Origin of the sequence: Pseudomonas sp., from assembly GCF_030690725.1 — a bacterium.
In the GTDB taxonomy this organism is placed as follows: domain Bacteria; phylum Pseudomonadota; class Gammaproteobacteria; order Pseudomonadales; family Pseudomonadaceae; genus Aquipseudomonas.
In genome coordinates, this window is the sequence record NZ_JAUYGD010000044.1 from 80,883 (window position 1) to 102,389 (window position 21,507).

At 62.0% G+C, this 21,507-nt stretch carries 18 protein-coding genes; 8 read left to right on the forward strand and 10 right to left on the reverse strand.

Annotated elements, in window-relative coordinates; genetic code table 11:
• Positions 1–81: 81 nt before the first annotated feature.
• The 6 genes from Q8O69_RS11155 to mreB form a co-directional block, all read right to left on the reverse strand.
• Positions 82–3,915: a YhdP family protein gene (locus tag Q8O69_RS11155; RefSeq protein WP_305592117.1), complete on the reverse strand. Its 3,834-nt coding sequence runs from the start codon at positions 3,913–3,915 to the stop codon at positions 82–84.
• A gap of 31 nt (positions 3,916–3,946) precedes the next feature.
• On the reverse strand, positions 3,947–5,404 hold the full coding sequence (rng, locus tag Q8O69_RS11160; protein WP_305592119.1) for a ribonuclease G: 1,458 nt from the start codon (positions 5,402–5,404) through the stop codon (positions 3,947–3,949).
• Between the two features lie 203 nt (positions 5,405–5,607).
• Positions 5,608–6,228: a nucleoside triphosphate pyrophosphatase gene (locus tag Q8O69_RS11165; RefSeq protein WP_305592121.1), complete on the reverse strand. Its 621-nt coding sequence runs from the start codon at positions 6,226–6,228 to the stop codon at positions 5,608–5,610.
• Positions 6,229–6,273: 45 nt separating this feature from the next.
• Positions 6,274–6,759, reverse strand: coding sequence for a rod shape-determining protein MreD (mreD, locus tag Q8O69_RS11170; protein ID WP_275961888.1), 486 nt, complete (start codon positions 6,757–6,759; stop codon positions 6,274–6,276).
• Positions 6,759–7,661, reverse strand: coding sequence for a rod shape-determining protein MreC (gene mreC / locus Q8O69_RS11175; protein ID WP_371136112.1), 903 nt, complete (start codon positions 7,659–7,661; stop codon positions 6,759–6,761). Before mreC ends, mreD begins: the two co-directional genes overlap by 1 nt.
• A 136-nt stretch (positions 7,662–7,797) precedes the next feature.
• Positions 7,798–8,835: a rod shape-determining protein MreB gene (gene mreB, locus Q8O69_RS11180; protein WP_090255536.1), complete on the reverse strand. Its 1,038-nt coding sequence runs from the start codon at positions 8,833–8,835 to the stop codon at positions 7,798–7,800.
• Between the two features lie 266 nt (positions 8,836–9,101).
• On the opposite strand from mreB, the gene gatC reads away from it, so the two are divergent.
• The 6 genes from gatC (at position 9,102) to Q8O69_RS11210 (ending at position 14,349) form a co-directional block, all read left to right on the forward strand.
• A complete protein-coding gene (gene gatC / locus Q8O69_RS11185) occupies positions 9,102–9,389 on the forward strand; it encodes an Asp-tRNA(Asn)/Glu-tRNA(Gln) amidotransferase subunit GatC (RefSeq protein ID WP_275961889.1) in 288 nt (95 codons plus the stop codon).
• A 16-nt stretch (positions 9,390–9,405) separates the two neighbouring features.
• On the forward strand, positions 9,406–10,857 hold the full coding sequence (gene gatA / locus Q8O69_RS11190; protein WP_305592125.1) for an Asp-tRNA(Asn)/Glu-tRNA(Gln) amidotransferase subunit GatA: 1,452 nt from the start codon (positions 9,406–9,408) through the stop codon (positions 10,855–10,857).
• Between the two features lie 11 nt (positions 10,858–10,868).
• Positions 10,869–12,317, forward strand: a complete 1,449-nt coding sequence (gene gatB / locus Q8O69_RS11195; RefSeq protein ID WP_305592126.1) for an Asp-tRNA(Asn)/Glu-tRNA(Gln) amidotransferase subunit GatB — start codon at positions 10,869–10,871, stop codon at positions 12,315–12,317.
• Positions 12,318–12,387: 70 nt separating this feature from the next.
• On the forward strand, positions 12,388–12,759 hold the full coding sequence (locus Q8O69_RS11200; RefSeq protein ID WP_275961892.1) for a septal ring lytic transglycosylase RlpA family protein: 372 nt from the start codon (positions 12,388–12,390) through the stop codon (positions 12,757–12,759).
• 100 nt (positions 12,760–12,859) lie between these two features.
• Positions 12,860–13,948 carry a calcium/sodium antiporter gene (locus Q8O69_RS11205; protein WP_305592129.1) on the forward strand — a complete coding sequence of 363 codons (1,089 nt, stop codon included), beginning with the start codon at positions 12,860–12,862 and terminating at the stop codon, positions 13,946–13,948.
• Between the two features lie 23 nt (positions 13,949–13,971).
• Positions 13,972–14,349, forward strand: a complete 378-nt coding sequence (locus Q8O69_RS11210; RefSeq protein ID WP_305592131.1) for a carboxymuconolactone decarboxylase family protein — start codon at positions 13,972–13,974, stop codon at positions 14,347–14,349.
• Between the two features lie 55 nt (positions 14,350–14,404).
• Here Q8O69_RS11210 and Q8O69_RS11215 read toward each other — a convergent pair whose 3' ends face one another.
• The 3 genes from Q8O69_RS11215 to Q8O69_RS11225 all read right to left on the reverse strand — a co-directional run bounded on the left by Q8O69_RS11215 (position 14,405) and on the right by Q8O69_RS11225 (position 17,340).
• Positions 14,405–15,346, reverse strand: a complete 942-nt coding sequence (locus Q8O69_RS11215; protein WP_305592132.1) for an AEC family transporter — start codon at positions 15,344–15,346, stop codon at positions 14,405–14,407.
• Between the two features lie 167 nt (positions 15,347–15,513).
• Positions 15,514–16,074, reverse strand: a complete 561-nt coding sequence (locus Q8O69_RS11220; RefSeq protein ID WP_275961896.1) for a response regulator transcription factor — start codon at positions 16,072–16,074, stop codon at positions 15,514–15,516.
• Between the two features lie 12 nt (positions 16,075–16,086).
• Positions 16,087–17,340 (reverse strand): ATP-binding protein, encoded by a 1,254-nt coding sequence (locus Q8O69_RS11225; RefSeq protein ID WP_304868287.1) that lies wholly within the window; start codon positions 17,338–17,340, stop codon positions 16,087–16,089.
• Positions 17,341–17,550: 210 nt separating this feature from the next.
• On the opposite strand from Q8O69_RS11225, the gene Q8O69_RS11230 reads away from it, so the two are divergent.
• The gene (locus tag Q8O69_RS11230; RefSeq protein ID WP_305592134.1) at positions 17,551–18,261 is read left to right on the forward strand and encodes an SIMPL domain-containing protein; all 711 of its coding nucleotides are present in this window, start codon (positions 17,551–17,553) and stop codon (positions 18,259–18,261) included.
• 221 nt (positions 18,262–18,482) lie between these two features.
• The gene (locus Q8O69_RS11235; RefSeq protein ID WP_305592136.1) at positions 18,483–20,081 is read left to right on the forward strand and encodes an ABC transporter substrate-binding protein; all 1,599 of its coding nucleotides are present in this window, start codon (positions 18,483–18,485) and stop codon (positions 20,079–20,081) included.
• 59 nt (positions 20,082–20,140) lie between these two features.
• On the opposite strand, the gene Q8O69_RS11240 is transcribed toward Q8O69_RS11235, so the two are convergent.
• Positions 20,141–21,367, reverse strand: a complete 1,227-nt coding sequence (locus Q8O69_RS11240) for a Xaa-Pro peptidase family protein (RefSeq protein WP_305592138.1) — start codon at positions 21,365–21,367, stop codon at positions 20,141–20,143.
• Between the last annotated feature and the right edge of the window lie 140 nt (positions 21,368–21,507).

A 21,507-nucleotide genomic window follows, 5' to 3' on the forward strand; every position in this document is an offset into this window, starting at 1 on the left:
GCCTTATCTCACTATCGGTATCAGGCTTCAGCTTACAAGCCATACCGGCAGACTGCACGGCTGCATATCCGCCGTGCGGGTTTACTGCGGTTTCTCGAAGGGTTTGTCGAAACTGATATCCGGGTTCTGCCAGGAGCCCTTGACGTCGTACTGCACGCTGGCAAAGCGCGCCACGCGGTCACCCAGCAGCTTATCGGCGATAAACAGCGCCCCACCAATAGCCGGCGCACCGACTATCAACGCGGCCAAAGGCAGGTTGTTGGTCACCGGCAGGGTCACCAACAACTTGGCATCGATGCGGTCATTGGCCATATCCAGGGTGCCATTGAGCTCCAGATTGCTCGATGGGCCTTCAAGGGTGATCGGCTCGCGGGTCACGAACACACCGTTATCGGCCACCAGCAGGCCCTTGACCCGGTCATAGCTCAGGCCCTTGCCAAGCAGATCGGAGAAGTCCAGGCGCAGGCGTCGACCAATCGAGTTGAAATTCAGCAAGCCAAATACCCGCAGCGCCGAAGCCGGACCTTCCACCTCGGAGAACTGCCCCTTGCGCAGCGAGGCATCCAGCGTGCCGCTAAACCGCTTCATACCGAACCAGGCCGGCGAGCCGGGCCAGTCGCCATCCACATCCATATGAAAGTCGCGGCTGCTGGCGGTCGGAGCAAAGCCCCAGGCGATCAGTACATCGGCCAGATCAGCGCCACCCATGCGTCCTTTGTAACTCGTGCGCACGCCGCTTGCGGCGTTTAGCCAGCTGGCCCGGCCGCCAATCTTCAAGCCCTTGAGATTGAGATCCAGCTCGTCGAAATGTACCCCGGTACTGACCGGGCGCGCCTTGAGCGACCAGCTACCCAGCGGTTCGATGCCTTGATAAACCTGGGCAATACGCACGTCCAGCGCCGGGAAGCTGCGCGGATCGACACTGGCCAGCGGGTCTGGCGCATCGACCACAGGCTCGCCAGCGGTCTTCTTCTCTGCCGCCGGGAAGCGCAGGTAATCGAGCGTCAGGGCAATCGGCAACTCACGAGCATCCGGCAAACCGACCTGGCCTTTCAGCTGCGGGCTGTCGAGGCTGACTGCCCAGGTGGCGGCATCGCGTTTAACCGCCACTTCCAGCGTATCCAGGTTGATGCCAAAACCGCTGAAACGACCAATGCGTAGCTGAGCATCCTTGAACAGCCGCTGCGCATCACCGATTGGCACACTGGCATAGGGCTGCAACACCTGCTGCCAGGCCGACCAATCCAACTCCGCCACGCGCCCGCGCACACGCAGGCCCTGGCTGGTGGGCAGACTGGCCGGGCCATCGGCCAGGCGAATCTCGCCGCGCCCCTGGCTGAACTGGCCTGGGCTGGCAGCAAAGGTCAGGCTCAGCAACTCGGCATAATCCAGCCAGTAGCGCGGCTCGCGCCCGCCCAGGCTCATACGCCACTGCGTCGCGCGTTCCTCGGCAGCGCTTTTGCCGAACGGCGCCGGCAGCGCCACCGTCGCGCCTTTAAGGCTGGAACTGACGCGTAGCTGACTGTCGGTACCGTCCAGGGTCAGGTTGAGGCGATAGGGCAGATTGCCGCTGACGGGCAGCGGCTGGGTCACGCCCAGCCAGGTGCTCAACTCGCTGACGGCGATCTGCCCGCTGGCCTCGATGCGGCTGCGCGCTTTGCCGCGCGCGCCCTCGGCCAAAGCCTTGGCGCGCACCGCATGACCGAGCACCTGGGCACGAATATCCGGGGCACTGAGGCCGCTGGCAGTGTTGTAACGAAAGGCGCCTTGCAGCTGGCTGAACTGCAGCGGCGGATTGGGCAGGCTGAGTTGCGCGCCTTGAGTGGCGAAATCCACCACCACTTCCGGAGCCAGGCCCTTGCGCAACGGCAAATCGAGTTTCAGCTTGCCAGTCAGCGCCCCTGCGCCAGTCCAGCCGGCAAAGGTTTCTGCGGTGCCGATGGGCGTCTGCTGCAGGATATGCAGGGCGTCATCAACATTGCTGCTCAGCTCACTGGTCAGCAACAGGCGCGGCGGCTGACCGGGCAATGCAGTCGCGATCAGCGCCTGGGCGTTGTTCACCCGGCTATCGAGGATGCGCCCTTCCGCCAGTTCGACACGCACGCCGCTGTCCTCGATCAAAACCCGCCCACGCCCTTCACGCAGTGCCGGCCAGCCGGGCTGAAAGGCCAGCTCGGCATCATGCACAGCGAAGAACAGGCTGATACTGCGCGCGGCATTCTCCGCGTCCTTGTTCAGCGAGCCCTGGTACTGGAAATAGCCTTCATCGACCGCACCACCACGGATGGCACTTTTCAGCCAGGCATCCAGATCGGCGCTCATGCCCGGCGCACGGCTCGGCAGGTATTTCTCGGTAAAGCGCGCATCGCCGTTACGCAGGCCGACGCGCAGGTCCATATAGTCTTCCTGCGCCGGATCGAAACGCAGGCGAATCAGAAAGTCACCGGCGACCGGGCCTTCCTCACCCAGCACCTGCAGATAGGGGCTACGCAGGGTGAACGCCTGCTCATCAAGCTGCCAGGTCAGCAGGGCATTGGCTTTCTGGTAGAGCCAAGGCTTGGGGAACAGGGTGTCGAGGTGCAGGGAAAAGTTTTCGCTGTCGACGCGCAGCTCACCCTGGCCGAGATCACCGCTGATGCTGCCGCTGACGTTTTCCGCAGCCGGCGAGCCGAGGTACGCGGCAAAGCCGATGCGCTGCAGATTGGCCGAGAACTGCAGGCGCTTGCTATCGGTCAGCTGCGGCCGGTAGTCGAGCTGGATATTGCGCAGCGCGCCATGCGGCTTGAGTTGCGCAAGCAGCGCCAGGCCTTTGTCCGGCAACGGCGCAAGCCCAGCCACCAGCGGCTGCAGCGGTGCCAGGTCGAGCCGGTCGGCACTCAGCAGCCATTGCTCCTGCACCTCTGCGCTTTCCGCCTGCTGGGTCAGCGCTACACGCACTTCACCCCAGCGCTGCTCATCACGACTGAAGGCCAGGTCATCCAACACCAGTTTGAAACCCAGCTCGGTACGGGTGAAATAGGCATTCAGTGCCAGATTATTCAGTGCCACCGATTCGCGCTCGGCGTAGCCAGCCTGGAGCTGCGGCACATGCAGGCGGCTGACCGCCCGCTGCACGCCACCCTTGGCCCAGCTCAGCCAGACTTCACCGCCAAGCTGCAATTGCTCAAGGCGCCACTGCGCCAACAGACTCGCCGGCACCCAGGCCGCCCAATCGCTCTGCGGCAGGCTCAGGTACAGCTCGGCGGAGGCGTCTTGCCAGCGTTTGGCGCTTATCCGCGTGCGCAACTGCAGGGCCAGCGGCTGGCCGTCAGGCAACAACAGACGGCCGTCCAGACGCTGGCTTACGCTGCCGTTGCGCAGGGTGAGATTGACATAGGTCAGGGTCCGCGGCGGCTGCTCGAAGGCTTGCACGGTGACCTGGCTGTTGAACAGCGACAGGCGCTTGACCACCTGTGATTGCGTCAGCACCTGAGCCAGGTCCAGCGGCGCCGGGTCGCTGCGTTGCGGCAAGCCCTTGAGCGACCAGCCGCCGCCTTCAGCCTGCTGCACCACCAGCTGTAGGCCATCCAGCTCAAGCCGGGCAATGCGCGGCTGACGCGCCAACAGGCTGGCCAGCACATCCGGCACCACGCGCACCTGATCCAGCTGCAAGGCGCCAGCCCCCTCGCCGACCGTCACATCGTGAGCGGTCAGCACCGGCGAAAAACCTTGCCAAAGGCCTTCCAGCGCACCGATCTGCACCGGCATGGCCAGCGCTTCACGGGCCTTGTCTTCGGCGTCCAGGCGGTATTCGGCGACCAGCGGCACCAGCTCGCGGCCGAGGCTGACGTACAGCGCCGCCAATACCAGCGCCAGGGCGCACAGCCCCAACGCCGTCCGCAACAGCAGGGCTGTCCAGCGCGCCAATGCCTGCATTCAGTTCACGCCCAGGCGGTAAACGCGCATATCAGAGCAGCACCACATCGTACTGCTCCTGGGAATACATGGTCTCGACCTGGAACTTGATAGTGCGGCCGATAAAGGCTTCAAGATCGGCGACGTTGCCCGACTCTTCATCAAGCAGGCGGTCGACGACTTTCTGATTGGCCAGCACGCGATAACCTTCCGGCTGATAAGCCCGCGCTTCACGGAGGATTTCGCGGAAGATTTCGTAGCAGGTGGTTTCCGCCGTCTTCAGTTTGCCGCGCCCCTGACAGCAGCTGCACGGCTCACACAGCACCTGCTCAAGGCTTTCGCGGGTGCGTTTGCGGGTCATCTGCACCAGGCCCAGCTCGGTGATGCCAATGATATTGGTCTTGGCGTGGTCGCGCTCCAGCTGCTTCTCCAGGGTGCGCAGCACCTGACGCTGATGCTCCTCATCTTCCATGTCGATAAAGTCGATGATGATGATCCCGCCGATATTGCGCAGGCGCAGCTGGCGGGCAATCGCGGTGGCGGCCTCCAGGTTGGTCTTGAAGATGGTCTCTTCAAGCGTGCGGTGGCCGACGAAGGCGCCGGTGTTCACATCGATGGTGCTCATCGCCTCGGCCGGATCGATGATCAGGTAACCGCCGGACTTGAGCGGCACCTTGCGCTCCAGCGCCTTCTGGATTTCATCCTCAACGCCATACAGATCGAAGATCGGCCGCTCACCTGGGTAATGTTCCAGGCGGTCGGCGATTTCCGGCATCAGCTCGTCGACGAACTGGGTGATCTTGCCGAAGGTCTCGCGCGAGTCGACGCGGATCTTCTCGATCTTAGGGTTGACCAGGTCGCGCAGGGTGCGCAGCGCCAGGGACAGGTCCTCGTAGATCACCAGCGGCGTCGGGCCGACTTTCATCTGCGTGGCGATCTGTTCCCACAGACGGCGCAGGTAACGGATGTCGGCGAGAATTTCATCGGCCCCAGCACCGTCAGCGGCGGTACGTAGAATAAAGCCGCCGGCTTCCTCGATGCCTTCGGCGGCCACGCAATCGGCCACCACCTGTTTCAGGCGCTCGCGCTCGGCCTCATCCTCGATTTTCAGCGAGATACCAACGTGAGCGGTGCGCGGCATGTACACCAGATAACGCGAAGGGATCGACAGCTGGGTGGTCAGGCGCGCGCCCTTGCTGCCAATCGGGTCCTTGGTGACCTGCACCACCAGGCTCTGGCCTTCATGCACCAGGGCGCTGATGCTTTCCACGGCAGGGCCTTCGCGGCTGGAGATTTCCGCGGCATGAATAAACGCCGCACGCTCCAGACCGATATCGATAAAGGCCGCCTGCATGCCTGGCAGCACGCGTACCACCTTGCCCTTATAGATATTGCCGACGATGCCACGCTTCTGCGTGCGCTCGACGTGCACTTCCTGCAGTACGCCGTTTTCCACCACCGCCACGCGCGATTCCATCGGCGTGATGTTGATCAGGATCTCTTCACTCATGTGCTTATCTCTTCTGAGAACCTGTCCACGATCTGCTGCGCGTCGGCCCTGCTGCGTTAAAAACACGCTCGGAATGCTCATGTACAAAAGTACACTCCGCTTCCTCGCCTGTTTTTGCCTTGCAGGACTCTAGCTCGCGAAATCGTGAACTGGTTCTGCGGCAAAGCTGAAAGCCCAGGGACTGCGCCGATAATGGCGGTCACTCACCCGCGACCCGCAACCTCTTGACTGTGATCTGGCAGCGACTGCCAGCACGGAATAGCAAATTCTGCGAGCAATGCAGCAGTCTCACACAGCGGCAAACCCACCACCGCCGAATAACTGCCGTGCAACTGGCTGACAAATACTGCCGCCAGGCCCTGAATACCGTAACACCCGGCCTTGTCCTGCGGCTCGCCGCTGGCCCAGTAAGCCTCGATTTCCGCCTGATTCAATGCACGGAAGGTGACCTGGCTTGTGACCACCCGCGACTCCAGCCGTTCGCGGCTGGCCAGCGCCACCGCCGTCAGCACCTGATGAGTGCGCCCGGACAGAGCATTCAAGGCCGCCAGCGCATCGTCACGGTCTACAGGCTTACCAAGAATTCGCCCATCGAGCACCACGGCGGTATCGGCGCCGAGCACCACGGCATCCGCAGTATCGGCCAATGCCGCCAGCCCAGCCTGCGCCTTACCGCGAGCCAGACGCTCTACATAGGCGATTGGCGACTCACCTGGCAATGCATTTTCATCGATGGGGGCGATTTGCGTGAGGAAGGGCACCGCAATTTGCGTCAGCAGTTCGCGGCGACGCGGCGATCCGGAGGCGAGATAAAGGGTGGCCATGCTGACTTCTCCCTGTCGGATAAACGCAAGGCCCAGCGGCCTTGCCTAATTGACGCCCAGACGCTGATGCAGCCCGCGCAACAGGGTACAGACCCAGGGCCAGAGCAAGGCACTGACCAGCGCCGGCAAGACAAAGGTCAGAGTCGGCGGGCGACTGCCGGTCAGGGCGTTCAGCCACAGCTGCACCAGCTGCGCCAGGCCGAACACCACCAGCAGCACCGTGCTCTGCTGCCACATTGGGAACATGCGCAAGCGCTGATGCAGGGTCAGCACCAGGAAAGTGATCAGGGTCAGGATCAGCGCATTCTGCCCCAGCAAACTGCCATTCAGCACATCAGCCAACAAACCGATGGCCCAGGCGGTGGTCATGCCCACACGATGCGGCAAGGCCAGCACCCAGTAAGTCAGAAACAGTGCCAGCCACAGCGGCCGGCCCAGCTCCATAAATTTGGGCATGCTCGATACGCTAAGCAACAGCGCCAGAGCGAATGTCAGCCAGACCACCCAGATATTGCTTGATCGTGCGGCCATTATTGCGCTGCCTCCGGCGGATTGGCGGGCGCTGCTGGTGCGTCGGCCGCGGGTTGCGCCTGCTGCAGAATTTCACGATCCAGGGCTTCCTGCGCCTGCGCCGACTCGGTGGCGCGCTGCTCAGGGGTGCGCGGGTCGGTAAATACCAGCAGCATATAGCGGCTGCGGTTCAGCGTAGCCGTGGGCACCGCACGGACAATCGCAAAGGGCTGACCGGAGTCGTGGATCACTTCGGAAACCATGGCCACCGGATAACCGGCTGGGAAGCGCTGGCCAAGGCCGGAGCTGACCAGCAGATCGCCTTCCTTGATATCCGCTGTATCGGCGACATGGCGCAGTTCCAGACGCTCCGGATTGCCGGTACCGCTGGCGATGGCGCGCAGGCCGTTGCGATTGACCTGCACCGGGATGCTGTGGGTGGTGTCCGTCAACAGCAGTACTCGCGAGGTGTAGGGCATGACCTCGACCACCTGGCCCATCAGACCACGGGCATCCAGCACCGGCTGACCGAGGAACACGCCATCCTTCTCGCCCTTGTCGATCAGAATGCGGTGGGTAAAGGGGTTCGGATCGATACCGATCAGCTCGGTGGCCAGTACGTCGTCATCAACCAGCGCGGCCGAGTTGAGCAGCTCGCGCAGGCGCACGTTCTGCTCGGTGAGCGCGGCAAGCTTCTGCAGGCGGCGCTGCATCATCAGCTGTTCAGCCTTGAGCTTTTCGTTTTCAGCGGTCAGCTCATTGCGCGTGCTCAGTTCCTGAGTCGCGCTCTCCCATAAGCGTACCGGCAGACGACCGACCCAGTAGACCGGCTCGACGATCAGGCCCAGCTGCGCGCGCAGCGGCTGCAGCAGGGTGAAGCGTGCGTCGACCACCATCAGCGCAGCCGACAGCACGGTGAACACCAGCAGGCGCACACCCAGCGAAGGACCTTTGGCAAATAGCGGTTTGATCGGCAGCTCCTCACAGCGTCAGGCAGCAAAACAAAAGCTGCAAGCGGGTAGAACCCGGCTTGCAGCTCAAGACTTGGAGCGGTCGCGCTTATTCCGAGGACAGCAAGTCCATGGTGTGGCGATCCATCATTTCCAGAGCCTTGCCGCCACCGCGTGCAACGCAGGTCAGCGGGTCTTCGGCGACGATAACCGGCAGGCCGGTTTCCTGCGACAGCAGTTTGTCCAGATCACGCAGCAGGGCGCCACCACCGGTGAGCACCAGGCCACGCTCGGCAATGTCGGAAGCCAGTTCTGGCGGCGATTGCTCCAGCGCGCTTTTCACCGCCTGGACGATGGTCGCCAGGGATTCCTGCAGCGCTTCGAGCACTTCGTTGGAGTTCAGGGTGAAGCTGCGCGGTACGCCTTCGGCCAGGTTGCGACCACGTACGTCGACTTCACGCAGTTCGCCACCGGCGTATGCGGTGCCGATTTCCTGCTTGATGCGCTCAGCGGTGGATTCACCGATCAGCGAACCGTAGTTGCGGCGCACGTAGGTGATGATCGCTTCGTCGAAACGGTCGCCGCCGACGCGCACAGACTCTGCGTAAACGACACCATTAAGCGAGATCAGGGCGATTTCAGTGGTACCACCACCGATGTCGACCACCATCGAACCGCGGGCTTCTTCAACCGGTAGGCCCGCGCCGATGGCAGCAGCCATTGGCTCTTCGATCAGGAACACTTCACGAGCACCGGCACCGAGGGCCGATTCACGGATGGCGCGGCGCTCCACCTGGGTGGATTTGCACGGCACGCAGATCAGCACGCGCGGCGACGGCTGCAGGAAGCTGTTTTCGTGAACTTTGTTGATGAAGTACTGCAGCATCTTTTCGCAGACGCTGAAGTCGGCGATCACGCCGTCTTTCATCGGGCGGATGGCAGCAATGTTGCCGGGGGTACGGCCGAGCATGCGTTTGGCTTCGGTTCCGACCGCCACCACGCTCTTCTGGTTGCCGTGGGTACGGATGGCGACCACGGACGGCTCGTTCAGCACAATGCCGCGTTCGCGAACATAAATCAGGGTATTGGCAGTGCCCAGGTCAATCGACAGATCGCTGGAAAACATGCCACGCAGTTTTTTGAACATGGGATAGGGACCCTAGGCAACGCGTGGGTAAAGGCGAAGCGCGGTAAAGGCGCTGCTAAAAAGTGCGGCAAACTCTAACAACGGCAGGGATTTTGAGCAAGGCACCAATATGTTAGATTGCCGGTTTTTCCGGGCTTTAAGGCCCATCATCGCGGCCTTTGACCGCCACCTGTCACTATCTGTTCCCTGCGCACCCGTGCATGGCGACCCGTTCACATTTCCAAAGGCGGCCAGCGACTGCGCTGCTTTATATAGGGAGAAACCTGATGGCGCTTGAACGCTCCGACGTGGAGAAAATCGCTCATCTGGCCCGACTGGGCCTGAATGAAGCCGATATCCCGGCTACCACCGAGACCCTTAATAACATTCTCGGCCTGATTGATCAGATGCAGGCGGTCAATACCGACGGCATCGAGCCGCTGGCTCACCCGTTGGAAGCCACTCAGCGCCTGCGCGCCGACCAGGTCACCGAACGCAACCAGCGCGAGGCCTATCAAGCCATCGCCCCGGCCGTGGAAAACGGCCTGTACCTGGTTCCGAAAGTCATCGAGTAAGGGAAAAAGCCTAGCCATGCATCAATTTACCCTGGCCGAGATCGCCCGCGGACTCGCCGACAAGCAGTTTTCCGCTGAAGAACTGACCCGCAGCCTGTTGGCGCGCATCGCCCAACTCGACCCGCAGCTCAACAGTTTTATCACCGTCACCGAAGACCTGGCCCTGAGCCAGGCCAAAGCAGCCGACGCGCGCCGCGCGGCGGGTGAGAATGGCGCCCTACTCGGCGCACCGATTGGCCACAAGGACCTGTTCTGCACCCAGGACGTACTGACCAGCTGCGGCTCGAAAATCCTTACCGGTTTTAAGGCCCCCTATAACGCCACCGTGGTCGAGAAACTCGCCGCGGCCGGCGCCGTGACCCTGGGCAAGCTGAACATGGACGAATTCGCCATGGGCTCGGCCAACGAATCCAGCCACTACGGCGCGGTGAAAAACCCCTGGGACCTGACCCGCGTACCCGGCGGTTCTTCCGGCGGCTCGGCCGCCGCGGTGGCCGCCCGCCTACTGCCAGCCGCCACTGGCACCGACACTGGCGGCTCGATCCGCCAGCCGGCGGCACTGACCAACCTCACCGGGATCAAGCCGACCTACGGCCGCGTGTCGCGCTGGGGCATGATCGCCTATGCCTCCAGCCTCGATCAGGGCGGCCCATTGGCCCGCACCGCCGAGGACTGCGCACTGATGCTGCAGACCATGGCCGGTTTCGATACCAAGGACAGCACCAGCGTCGATCAGCCGGTGGACGATTACCTGGCCGCCCTCAGCCAGCCGCTGAATGGCCTGCGCATTGGCCTGCCGAAGGAATACTTCGGCGCGGGCCTGGATGCGCGCATCGGCGAGAAGATGATGGCCGTGGTCGAAGAGCTGAAAAAGCTCGGCGCGACCGTCAAGGAAATCAGCCTGCCGAATATGCAGCACGCCATTCCCGCCTACTACGTGATCGCGCCGGCAGAAGCCAGCAGCAACCTGTCGCGCTTTGACGGCGTGCGCTTCGGCTATCGCTGCGAGAACCCGGTGAATCTGGAAGACCTTTACAAGCGCTCGCGCGGCGAAGGCTTCGGCGCAGAAGTAAAACGCCGCATTATGGTCGGCACCTACGCGCTGTCCGCCGGTTACTACGACGCTTACTACCTCAAGGCGCAGAAGATTCGCCGACTGATCAAGAATGATTTTGTCGCTGCGTTCAATGACGTCGACGTAATCCTCGGCCCAACCACGCCGAACCTGGCCTGGAAGCTTGGCGAGAAGAACAACGATCCGGTCGCCGCCTACCTGGAAGACATCTACACCATCACCGCCAACCTGGCCGGCATCCCCGGTCTGTCGATGCCTGCCGGCTTCGTCGATGGCTTGCCGGTCGGTGTGCAACTGCTCGCCCCTTACTTCCAGGAAGGCCGCTTGCTCAACGTCGCCCATCAGTACCAACAGGTTACTGACTGGCACACCCAAGCTCCGGCTGGATTCTGAGGACGACTGATATGCAATGGGAAACCGTAATCGGGCTGGAAATTCACGCTCAGCTCAGCACCCAATCGAAGATTTTCTCCGCCAGCGCCATCGCCTTCGGCGCCGAGCCCAACACCCAGGCCAGCCTGGTTGACCTTGGCATGCCTGGCACCCTGCCGGTACTGAACGCCGAAACCGTGCGTATGGCCTGCAAGTTCGGTCTGGCGATTGATGCCGAAATCGCCCCGCACAACATCTTTGCGCGCAAGAACTACTTCTACCCGGACCTGCCCAAGGGCTACCAGACCAGCCAGATGGACCACCCCATCGTTGGCAAGGGCTTCCTCGACATCACCCTGGAAGACGGTACAAGCAAGCGCATCGGCATCACCCGCGCGCACCTGGAAGAGGACGCCGGCAAGAGCCTGCACGAAGACTTCCACGGCATGAGCGGCATCGACCTCAACCGCGCCGGCACGCCGCTGCTAGAAATCGTTTCCGAACCGGACATCCGTTCGGCCAAGGAAGCCGTGGCCTATGTCAAAGCTATCCACGCGTTGGTGCGTTATCTGGGCATCTGCGACGGCAATATGGCCGAAGGCTCGCTGCGCTGCGACTGCAACGTCTCGGTACGCCCGGTCGGCCAGGCCGAGTTCGGCACCCGCGCCGAGATCAAGAACGTCAACTCGTTCCGCTTTATCGAAAAAGCCATCAACCATGAAGTGCAGCGCCAAATCGAACTGATCGAAGACGGCGGCAAGGTGGTGCAGGAAACTCGCCTGTACGACCCAAACAAGGACCAGACGCGCTCCATGCGCAGCAAGGAAGAAGCCAACGACTACCGGTACTTCCCCTGCCCGGACCTGCTGCCGGTGGTGATTGAGCAGAGCTTCCTCGACGAAGTGCGCGCCACTCTGCCGGAGCTGCCAGTCGAGAAACGCGCACGCTTCGAGCGCGAGTTCGGTCTGTCCACCTATGACGCCGACGTGCTCGCCGCCAGCCGCGAGATGGCCAACTATTTCGAGGCGGTCAACACCGTATGTGGCGACGCCAAGCTGGCCGCCAACTGGGTGATGGGTGAACTGTCCAGCCTGCTCAACAAAGACAACCTGGAGATCGAGCAATCGCCGGTTTCCGCCGAGCAACTGGGCGGGATGATCCTGCGCATCAAGGACAACACCATCAGCGGCAAGATCGCCAAGATGGTCTTCGAGGCCCTGGCCGCTGGCGAAGGCGCGAGCGCCGATGAAGTGATCGAGAACAAGGGCCTTAAGCAGGTCACCGACTCCGGCGCCATCGAAGCGATGCTCGACGAAGTGCTGGCAGCCAACGCCGAGCAGGTTGAACAGTACCGCGCCGCTGATGAAGCCAAGCGCGGCAAGATGTTCGGCTTCTTTGTCGGCCAGGCCATGAAGGCCTCGAAAGGCAAGGCCAACCCAGGCCAGGTGAACGAACTGCTGAAGAAAAAGCTCGAAGCTTGAACCTTGCCGTCACACACAACGCCGGGTCAGCCCGGCGTTGTTTTGTCCGCCGCCCGACCATGGAGCCGCCATGCGCCTTCTGTTAATCGCCCTAACCAGCCTCTTGCTCAGCGCCTGCGCCAGCCAGGGCCAGGTCGACCCGCAGGGTTACCGCGCCGAGGGCCAGGCGTCCTATTACGGCGCGCGTCACCACGGCAATAAAACCGCCAGCGGCGAACGCTTCGACCAGAACGCCCTGACCGCAGCACACCGCAGCCTGCCGTTTGGTAGCCGGGTACAGGTGACCAACCTGCGTAACGACAAAACCGTGGTGGTGCGCATTAATGACCGCGGTCCTTACGCCAAGAAGCGCATTATCGACCTCTCGCAAAAAGCCGCCGAACAGCTGGATATGCTGCGCGACGGCGTAGTGCCGGTGAGAGTGGAGCAACTGGCCGACTGAACACAGTTGTTTACAAAGAAGCGCTAGACAGCCCTGATCAGCCTCTGGCGCAACGCAAGCCGATGATTAAACTAGCGCCACTTTTCTGGAGCCCCTTGCAATGACCCTGATGACCTTTGTTTATCTGATCGCCGGCCTGGTGCTGCTGGTGGCTGGCGCTGAAGTACTGGTACGTGGCGCGGCCAAGCTGGCAGCGCAATTCGGCATTCCGCCACTGATCATCGGCCTGACCGTGGTCGCCTTCGGCACCAGCGCGCCGGAAACCGCAGTCAGCGTGCAGGCGGCCTTCAACAACAGCGGCGACCTGGCGATTGGCAACGTGATCGGCAGCAATATCGCCAACGTGCTGCTGATTCTCGGCCTGACCGCTGTGGTTGCACCGCTGATCGTCTCGCGCCAGCTGATCCGCCTGGATGTGCCGATCATGATCGGCGCCAGCCTGGTGGTCTATGCCCTGGCCTGGGACGGCAGCCTCAGCCGCCTCGACGGCGCCCTGCTGTTTGCTGGCGTGCTCGCCTACACCGGCTTCCTGATCATCAGCTCGCGCCGCGACAAGAGCAGCAATGAGGATGACGAGTTTGCCAAGGAATTCGGCCTCAATGAGCCGGCCAAACCCTATGCCTGGGTAATCAATCTGGGCCTGATCATTGCCGGCCTGGTGCTGCTGGTCAGCGGCTCCAACTTTCTGGTCGAGAGTGCCGTCACCATGGCCCGCGCACTGGGCATCTCGGAACTGGTGATCGGCCTGACCGTAGTCGCCATCGGCACCTCGCTGCCGGAGCTGGCCACCTCGATCATGGCCGCCATCAAGGGCGAGCGCGATATCGCCGTGGGCAATATCGTCGGCAGCAATATCTTCAACCTGCTCTGCGTACTGGGCCTGGCCTCGCTGGTCTCGCCGCAAGCCATCAACGTCGCCGCCAACGCCCTGGCCTTCGACTTCCCGGTGATGATCGCCGTGGCCGTGGCCTGTTTGCCGATCTTCTTCGCCGGTTACCGCATCAACCGCTGGGAAGGCTTGTTGTTTCTTGCCTACTACGTGGCCTACACGGTCTACCTGGTGCTGTCGTCGACCGGCCGGCCGTTCGCCGAGGTCTTTGGCGACGCCATGCTCGGCTACGCCCTGCCGCTGACCGCAGTGACCCTAGTGATCATCGCCGGCCGTGCCTGGCACAAGCAAAAAGCCTGATGAGCGCTTAGGAGAACAGCCGCATGAGTGACAGCCACGAGCAGGGTCTGAAAGTCCGCCGCGAAGTGATGGGCGATGCCTTTGTCGATCGTGCGCTGGGTAACGCCACGGACTTTACCCAGCCGCTGCAGGACTTCGTCAACCAGCACGCCTGGGGCGGCGTATGGACCCGCGAAGGCCTGGATCGCAAGACCCGCAGCCTGATCACCCGGTCGGCGCTGACCGCGCTGAAATGCCCGCAGGAACTCAAGGGCCACGTGCGCGGCGCGCTGAACAATGGCTGCACGGTCGAGGAAATCCGCGAAACCCTGCTGCACTGCGCGGTGTATGCCGGCGTGCCGGCGGCCATCGATGCCTTTCGCGCAGCGCAGGAAGTGATCGACGACTTCCAGCCAGCCTGAGCGCAACACAACAAAAAGCCGGGCATTGCCCGGCTTTTTTATGCCCGCGCGACGGCTAGATCCAACCCGCCCACTGCAGCACAAACAGCCCGAGGTTAGTGGTCACCACCGTGGCCAGGGTGGTCAGCACGATGATCGCCGCCGCCAACTGATGATTACCGCCCACCGCCTTGGCCATAACGAAACTGGCCGCCGCCGTGGGACTGGCGAAGTACAGAAAGAGAATCGCCAGATCGGCATCGCGAAAGCCCCACAGCCAGGCGCCCAGGGTTGCCACTAGCGGCAGCCAGAACACCTTCATCAGGCTTGAGCTGATCGCCATGCCGCTGCTCTCGCGCAGCGATTCCAGGGTCAGGGTGCCACCGATGCAGATCAGCGCCAGCGGCAGGCTCATCTGCGCAAAGTATTCCCCAGAGGTCAGCAACCAGGCCGGCAGCGCAATCTGCCAGGCGGCAAAAGGGATAGCCGCCAGCACACCAATGATCAGCGGATTACTGAGGATGTTCTTGGTCAGGCTCCAGACATCGGTCTTGGCCTCTGGGCTGTAGATCGCCAAAACAATCGCTGACAGGGTGTTGTAGCTGAGAATCACCACCCCACCGAGCACCGCGCCGACCGACAGGCCGTAATCACCGTACATGCTGGTGGCCAGCGCCAGGCCGATAATGCCGTTGTTGCCGCGAAACGCGCCCTGGGTATAGATGCCGCGATCCGCCTCAGGGCAGCGCAGGATCGCCCAGCCCCAGGCCAGCAGAAAGCAGCCCAGAGTCGCCAGCACGAAATACAGCAGCAAGGCCGGCTGCAAGGCGGTACGCAAATCCGCCTGGACAATACCGAGAAACAACAGGGTGGGCAGCGTGCCACGAAACACCAGCGCCGATGCGGTGTTGATAAAGGCCGCATCAATCAGCCCCAGACGCTTGAGCGCCACGCCGAGAAACAGCATGGAGAACACCGGAGCGGTAACGCTGATGGTTTGCTGAACAACGGCGAGCATGACAGCCCCTGACCAGTTAGATAGGGGGCTAATGATAGCAAGGCTGCCTGGCGGAAAGCTTTCAGCAGCCTTTCATGCGGGGAAAAAAACGCCGGGAGCGTTTTTTAACGTCGCACAGCGACGACCCGCAGGGTGGCCGCCATGGATGGCAGGCCATAAAATAACGTTTAGCGGCGTACCGGACGCTTCTGCAACTTGCGCTGCAAGGTGCGCCGATGCATGCCCAGAGCGCGGGCGGTAGCGGAGATATTGCCTTCGTGCTCGCTGAGCACGCGCTGGATGTGCTCCCACTGCAGGCGGTCCACCGACATCGGATTTTCCGGAACCAGGGTATCCAGATCGGCATGCTGAGTCAGCAGCGCGGCCAGCACATCGTCGGCATCAGCCGGTTTGCACAGGTAGTTGCAGGCGCCACGCTTGATCGCCTCTACCGCCGTGGCGATGCTCGAATAACCGGTGAGGATCACCACGCGCATTTCGCCGTCCAGCTCCAGCAGCTTGGGCAGCAGCACCAGACCGGAGTCGCCTTCCATCTTCAGGTCGACCACGGCGTAGTCCGGCACATCCTGTTCAGCCAGGGCCAGGCCTTCTTCAGCCGAACCGGCGGTGGACACCCGCAGGCCACGACGGCTCATGGCGCGGGCCATAACGCGGGTGAAAGTCGGATCATCATCGACCAGCAGCAGGTGCGGTTGTTCTTCGCCTTCGAACAGCACTTCATCGCTCATTCGGGTATTTCCTTAGCTTCGGCCATAGGCGCGCGGCAGTTTCAGCTCGGTGAGCGTGCCGCCTTCTTCGTGGTTATACAGTTTAACCGTGCCGCCGGCACGGGTGACGCTGGCCTGACTGAGGAACAGGCCCAAACCAAACCCTTTGCCCTTGGTGGTGAAAAACGGCCGCCCCAACTGCTCGGCAATTGCCAGCGGCACACCCGCGCCGAAGTCGCGAATGCTCAGGCGCAGCCACTGGTGATCCCAATCCAGGCGGATATCCAGTTTATCCGGGCAGGCATCGGCAGCGTTGTTCAGCAGATTGAGCAGCGCCTGGGTCAGGTCGGCCGGCGGCATCATCCGTGGCGGTGCGCCGCGACCCAGGCATTGATAGCGGTAACTGGCTTCGGGACGCATCAAATGCCAGCGATTGAGAGTGGTTTCCAGCCACTCCACCGAAGACAGCTCGATCACCGCCTGACGGCGATCAGCCTCGGCAGCGCGCACCAGATGTTGCAGGGTTTCCTTGCACAGCTTGACCTGCTCCTGCAGCACCGCCAGGTCCTCTTGCAGCGTCGGTTCCTGATGCTCGCGGCGCAACTCCTTGATCAGCACGCTCATGGTCGCCAGTGGCGTGCCCAACTCATGTGCCGCACCAGCGGCCTGGGTCGCCACGGCGAGCAGCTGCTGATCACGCAAACCCTCTTCGCGACGCTCGGCGCGTAGCTCTTCCTGATGGCGCAGCTCTTCGGCCATCTTCGCCACAAAGAAGGTGATCAAGCCGGCGGCCAAAGCAAAGCTCAGCCACATGCCGTAGATCAGCAGGCTTTCCCGTGGCCCCTGCGGCAATTCCAGCGGGTGCGACCAGACCAGCAGAAAGGTGTAACCGCCCAGTGCCAAACCGGACAGAGTGATGGTGTAGAGCCAGGGCAAGGTCGCCGCCGCGATGGTCAGCGGCACCAGGTAATAAGAGACAAAGGGGTTGGTCGAGCCACCCGAGTAATACAGCAGCAGGCTGTGGATGATCAGGTCGCAGCCCAACTGCACCGCGTATTCCTGCTCGGTTACCGGCCAAGGCCCACGCAGGCGCAGCGCAGTGAGCAAGCACAACACCAGAGAAATACCGAGGGTTACACTCAGCTCCAGCCAGGGCAGCGGCAGCGCGCCAGACTTGTACGCCAGCCCCACAGAACCCGCCTGTGCGGCCAGCACCAGAATGCGGATCAGGGTCAGGCGCCAGAGGTTTTGCCGGCTCGCCGACAGAAGCTGCACAGGTGCGAGCATAGAATCTCCAAGATGCTCATTTAGCGAGCCGCAGGAGTATAACCAAGCCTCTACGCCCCCAACTGCGGCAACGCGCCGCAGCCGGTGTCGCACTCATCAATGATCCGAGAAAAATTCTGGAACCTGATTTAACCCGTTCAGTCTGATCGCTACGTCTACCCTCTGGAAAGCCGCGCATAACCCATGCGCCCATCACATAAAGGAATCATCATGCTGCCATTGTCCCGCCTCGCCACCGCCCTGCTGCTGAGCGCCACCACCCTGTTGAGCGCCACGGCCATGGCCGAAGAAGCGCGCTACAACCAGGTCGCACTGCGCGCCGAGGTCAATCAGGAAATCGCCCACGACCTGATGCACGTCACCCTCTACAGCGAAGCCCAGGACAGCGACCCGGCCGCCCTTGCCGCGCAGATCAGCAAAACCCTCAACGCCGGCATCGCCCAGGCCCGTCAGGTCAAAGGTGTTAGCGTCGCCTCCGGCAGCCGTAACAGCTACCCGGTGTATGACGACAAGGGCCAGAAGATCACCGCCTGGCGCGAGCGCGCCGAGCTGCGTCTGGAAAGCGCCGATTTCAGCGCGCTGTCCAAGCTCACTGGGGAAATGCTGCAAACCCTGAAAATGGGCGGAATGAACTTCAGCATCGCCTCAGACACCCGCAAGACCCACGAAGACGCCCTGCTCAAGGATGCTGTCGCCGCCTTCAAGGCCCGCGCGCAACTGGCCACCGAAGCCCTCGGCGGCAGTGGTTACAAGCTGGTCAGCCTGAGCCTGAACAGCGGTGGTTTCCAGCCGCCGATTATGCGCATGGAAGCGATGAAAGGCGCGGCAATGATGGATGCAGCAGCCACCCCGGATATTGAAGCCGGCACCAGCCAGGTGAGCATTAATGCCGATGGCGTGATCGAAGTGCAGATGCCGTAAAAACTGCTACAAACAGAAGCAGCGCCGTTATCCGACGATAGCGGCGCTTTGCCATGTTTTCTCGCCCATTTATAGAAATGCGACACCACGTACAGCTGCATCGTCATTCCTGTTCTCTCTGCGACATGCCACTTGCCTACGGCATACGCCCTGCATAGCTTCATCCAAGGTCTCCACAAGAGGCCCCTCAGGATCACAACCACAATAACCATGAGGTCACTATGCGTAAGAACGCCGTCATCCAGGCTTTACTCGCCGCTGGGCTGATCGCCAGCACACCACTTGCCAGCGCCGCCGGCAACCTGGTGTTTTGCTCCGAAGGCAGCCCCGCCGGGTTCGACCCTGGCCTGTACACCACCGGCACCGATTTCGATGCTGCAGCGGAAACCGTGTTCAACCGCCTGAGCCAGTTCGAGCGTGGCGGCACCGCCGTAATCCCGGGCCTCGCCGAGAAGTGGGACATCAGCGAAGACGGCCTGAGCTACACCTTTCACCTGCGCCCCAAGGTGAAATTCCACACCACCGAATACTTCAAGCCGAGCCGCGATTTCAACGCTGATGACGTGCTGTTCACCTTCCAGCGCATGCTCGACAAGGACCACCCGTTCCGCAAAGCCTACCCGTCGGAGTTCCCCTACTTCACCGACATGGGCATGGACGCGAACATCGCCAAGATCGAAAAACTCGACGACATGACCGTCAAGTTCAGCCTCAACGAAGTCGACGCCGCCTTTATCCAGAACCTGGCGATGAGCTTTGCCTCGATCCAGTCCGCCGAATACGCCGATAGCCTGCTCAAGGCCGGCAAAGCCGCCGACATCAACCAGAAGCCCATCGGCACTGGCCCGTTCGTCTTCAGCCGCTACCAGAAGGACGCCTCGATCCGCTTCAAGGGCAACAAGGAATACTGGCAGCCGGACGAGGTGAAGATCGACAACCTGATCTTCGCCATCAACACCGACGCCTCGGTGCGCATGCAGAAGCTCAAGGCAGGCGAATGCCAGGTCACCCTGTTCCCACGCCCGGCGGATCTCGACGCGCTGAAAAAAGACCCGAACCTGGACATGCCCGAGCAGGCCGGGTTCAACGTCGGCTATATCGCCTACAACGTCACCCACCCGCCGTTCGACAAACTCGAAGTGCGCCAGGCGCTGGACATGGCGGTGAACAAGCAAGGCATCATCGACGCGGTGTACCAGACTGCCGGCCAGCTCGCGACCAACGGCATGCCGCCAACCCAGTGGTCATATGACGACAGCATCAAGGACCCTGCCTACAACCCGGAAAAAGCCAAAGAGCTGCTCAAGGCCGCCGGCATCAAGGAAGGCACCGAAATCACCCTGTGGGCCATGCCCGTGCAGCGCCCGTACAACCCCAACGCCAAGCTGATGGCCGAGATGCTGCAAAGCGACTGGGCCAAGGTCGGCATCAAGGCCAAGATCGTCAGCTACGAGTGGGGTGAATACCTCAAGCGCGCCAAGGCTGGCGAACACGACGCCATGCTGATTGGCTGGAGCGGCGACAACGGTGACCCGGACAACTGGCTGGGCACCCTGTACGGCTGCGATGCGGTGGACGGCAACAACTTCTCCAAGTGGTGCCATGCCGACTACGACAAACTGGTGAAAGCCGCCAAGCGCGTGACCGACACCGCCGAACGCACCGAGCTGTATAAGCAGGCGCAGGTGATCCTCAAGCGTGAAGTGCCAATCACTCCGATCGCCCACTCCACTGTCTACCAACCAATGAGCAAGAAGGTCGAAGACTTCCGCATCAGCCCGTTCGCGCTGAACTCCTTCTACGGCGTCGGCGTCAAGTAACCACCCCGGCAATAAAGAACGGCGGCCAATGGCCGCCGTTTTATTTACTGCACCAGCCCTTATCCCAGACCGAACGGATCATCCAACGAATGGCTCGGCGCGGTGAACCAGCGCGGCCCATCGGCGCTCATGTAGAAGTGATCCTCCAGACGCACGCCGAACTCGCCCGGCACGCAGATCATCGGCTCATTGCTGAAGCACATGCCTTCGGCCAGCGGCGTCAGATCGCCACGCACCAGATAGGGCCCTTCATGGATATCCAGGCCGATACCGTGGCCGGTGCGATGCGGCAGGCCCGGCAACTTGTAATCCGGGCCCAGGCCCGCCGCTTCCAGAGTGCGCCGCGCCGCAGCATCCACCGCCTGGCAGGGCTGGCCGAGCTGCGCGGCCTCGAATGCAGCCAGCTGCGCGGCTTTCTCGATATTCCAGAAGTCGCGCTGACGCTGACTAGGCTCGCCGAAGACATAGCTGCGGGTGATGTCCGACAGATAGCCATGCACCTGGCAGCCGGTGTCGATCAGCACCATGTCGCCCTGCTTGAGGATCTGCGCGTGTTTGACGCCATGGGGAAATGCACTGGCTGGGCCAAACAGCACGATGCAGAACGTCGAGCCCGCTGCGCCGACGGCGCGATGCGCCTGCTGGATAAACTCGGCGACCGCCGTGGTGCTGATGCCCTCGTGCAGCACACTGGCGACAGCCTTGTGCACCTCAAGGGTCATGTCCTTGGCGCGCTGCATCAGGGCCAGCTCGGCCGCTGATTTGCGCTGCCGGCAGTAGCCGCTGACCACTGCCGCATCGACAAACTCGTAGCCCCTGGCCAAGCGGCGAATACCATCGACCATAAAGAATGCCAGCGTCGGACAGAGGCCGATTTTCACGGGCTGCTCTTGATCCGCCGCGATGCCCATCCGCTGCAGCGTATCGAGCAGCAACTGATAGGGGCTTTCGTGCTCCTGCCAGGTATTGATGGCGCCAACGAGCACCTGAAAATCGCGAATGGTACCGACCTCAAATGCCGGAGCCAGGTATTCCAGCGGCCCCTCGGCCGGGAGAATCGCGCCCACCATGCGCTCACTGGGATGCCAGCGCACGCCGGTGAAATACTGCAGATTGCTGCCGGCGTTGATAAACATCGCGGCAATACCTTCGGCCTGCATCAGCGCCTGGGCGCGACTCACCCGAGCCTGGTATTCACCAAGCGCGATTGGTTGCACGCCATCCATCATGTTGTGCAGCCCGGCAAGCGCCTGTTGCGGCGTACAACCTCCGACACCGAGAGTCATCTCGCGCTCCTTTGTATGATCTGTAAGTTGGCCCGGTGAAATTTAAGTCCGGCTTAAATAGAGCGCAACGATTATTTTAGTGCTACTTAAATTCACAGGTATTGTCCGACGACTTTTAAGCGCGGCGCCGAACGGTATAC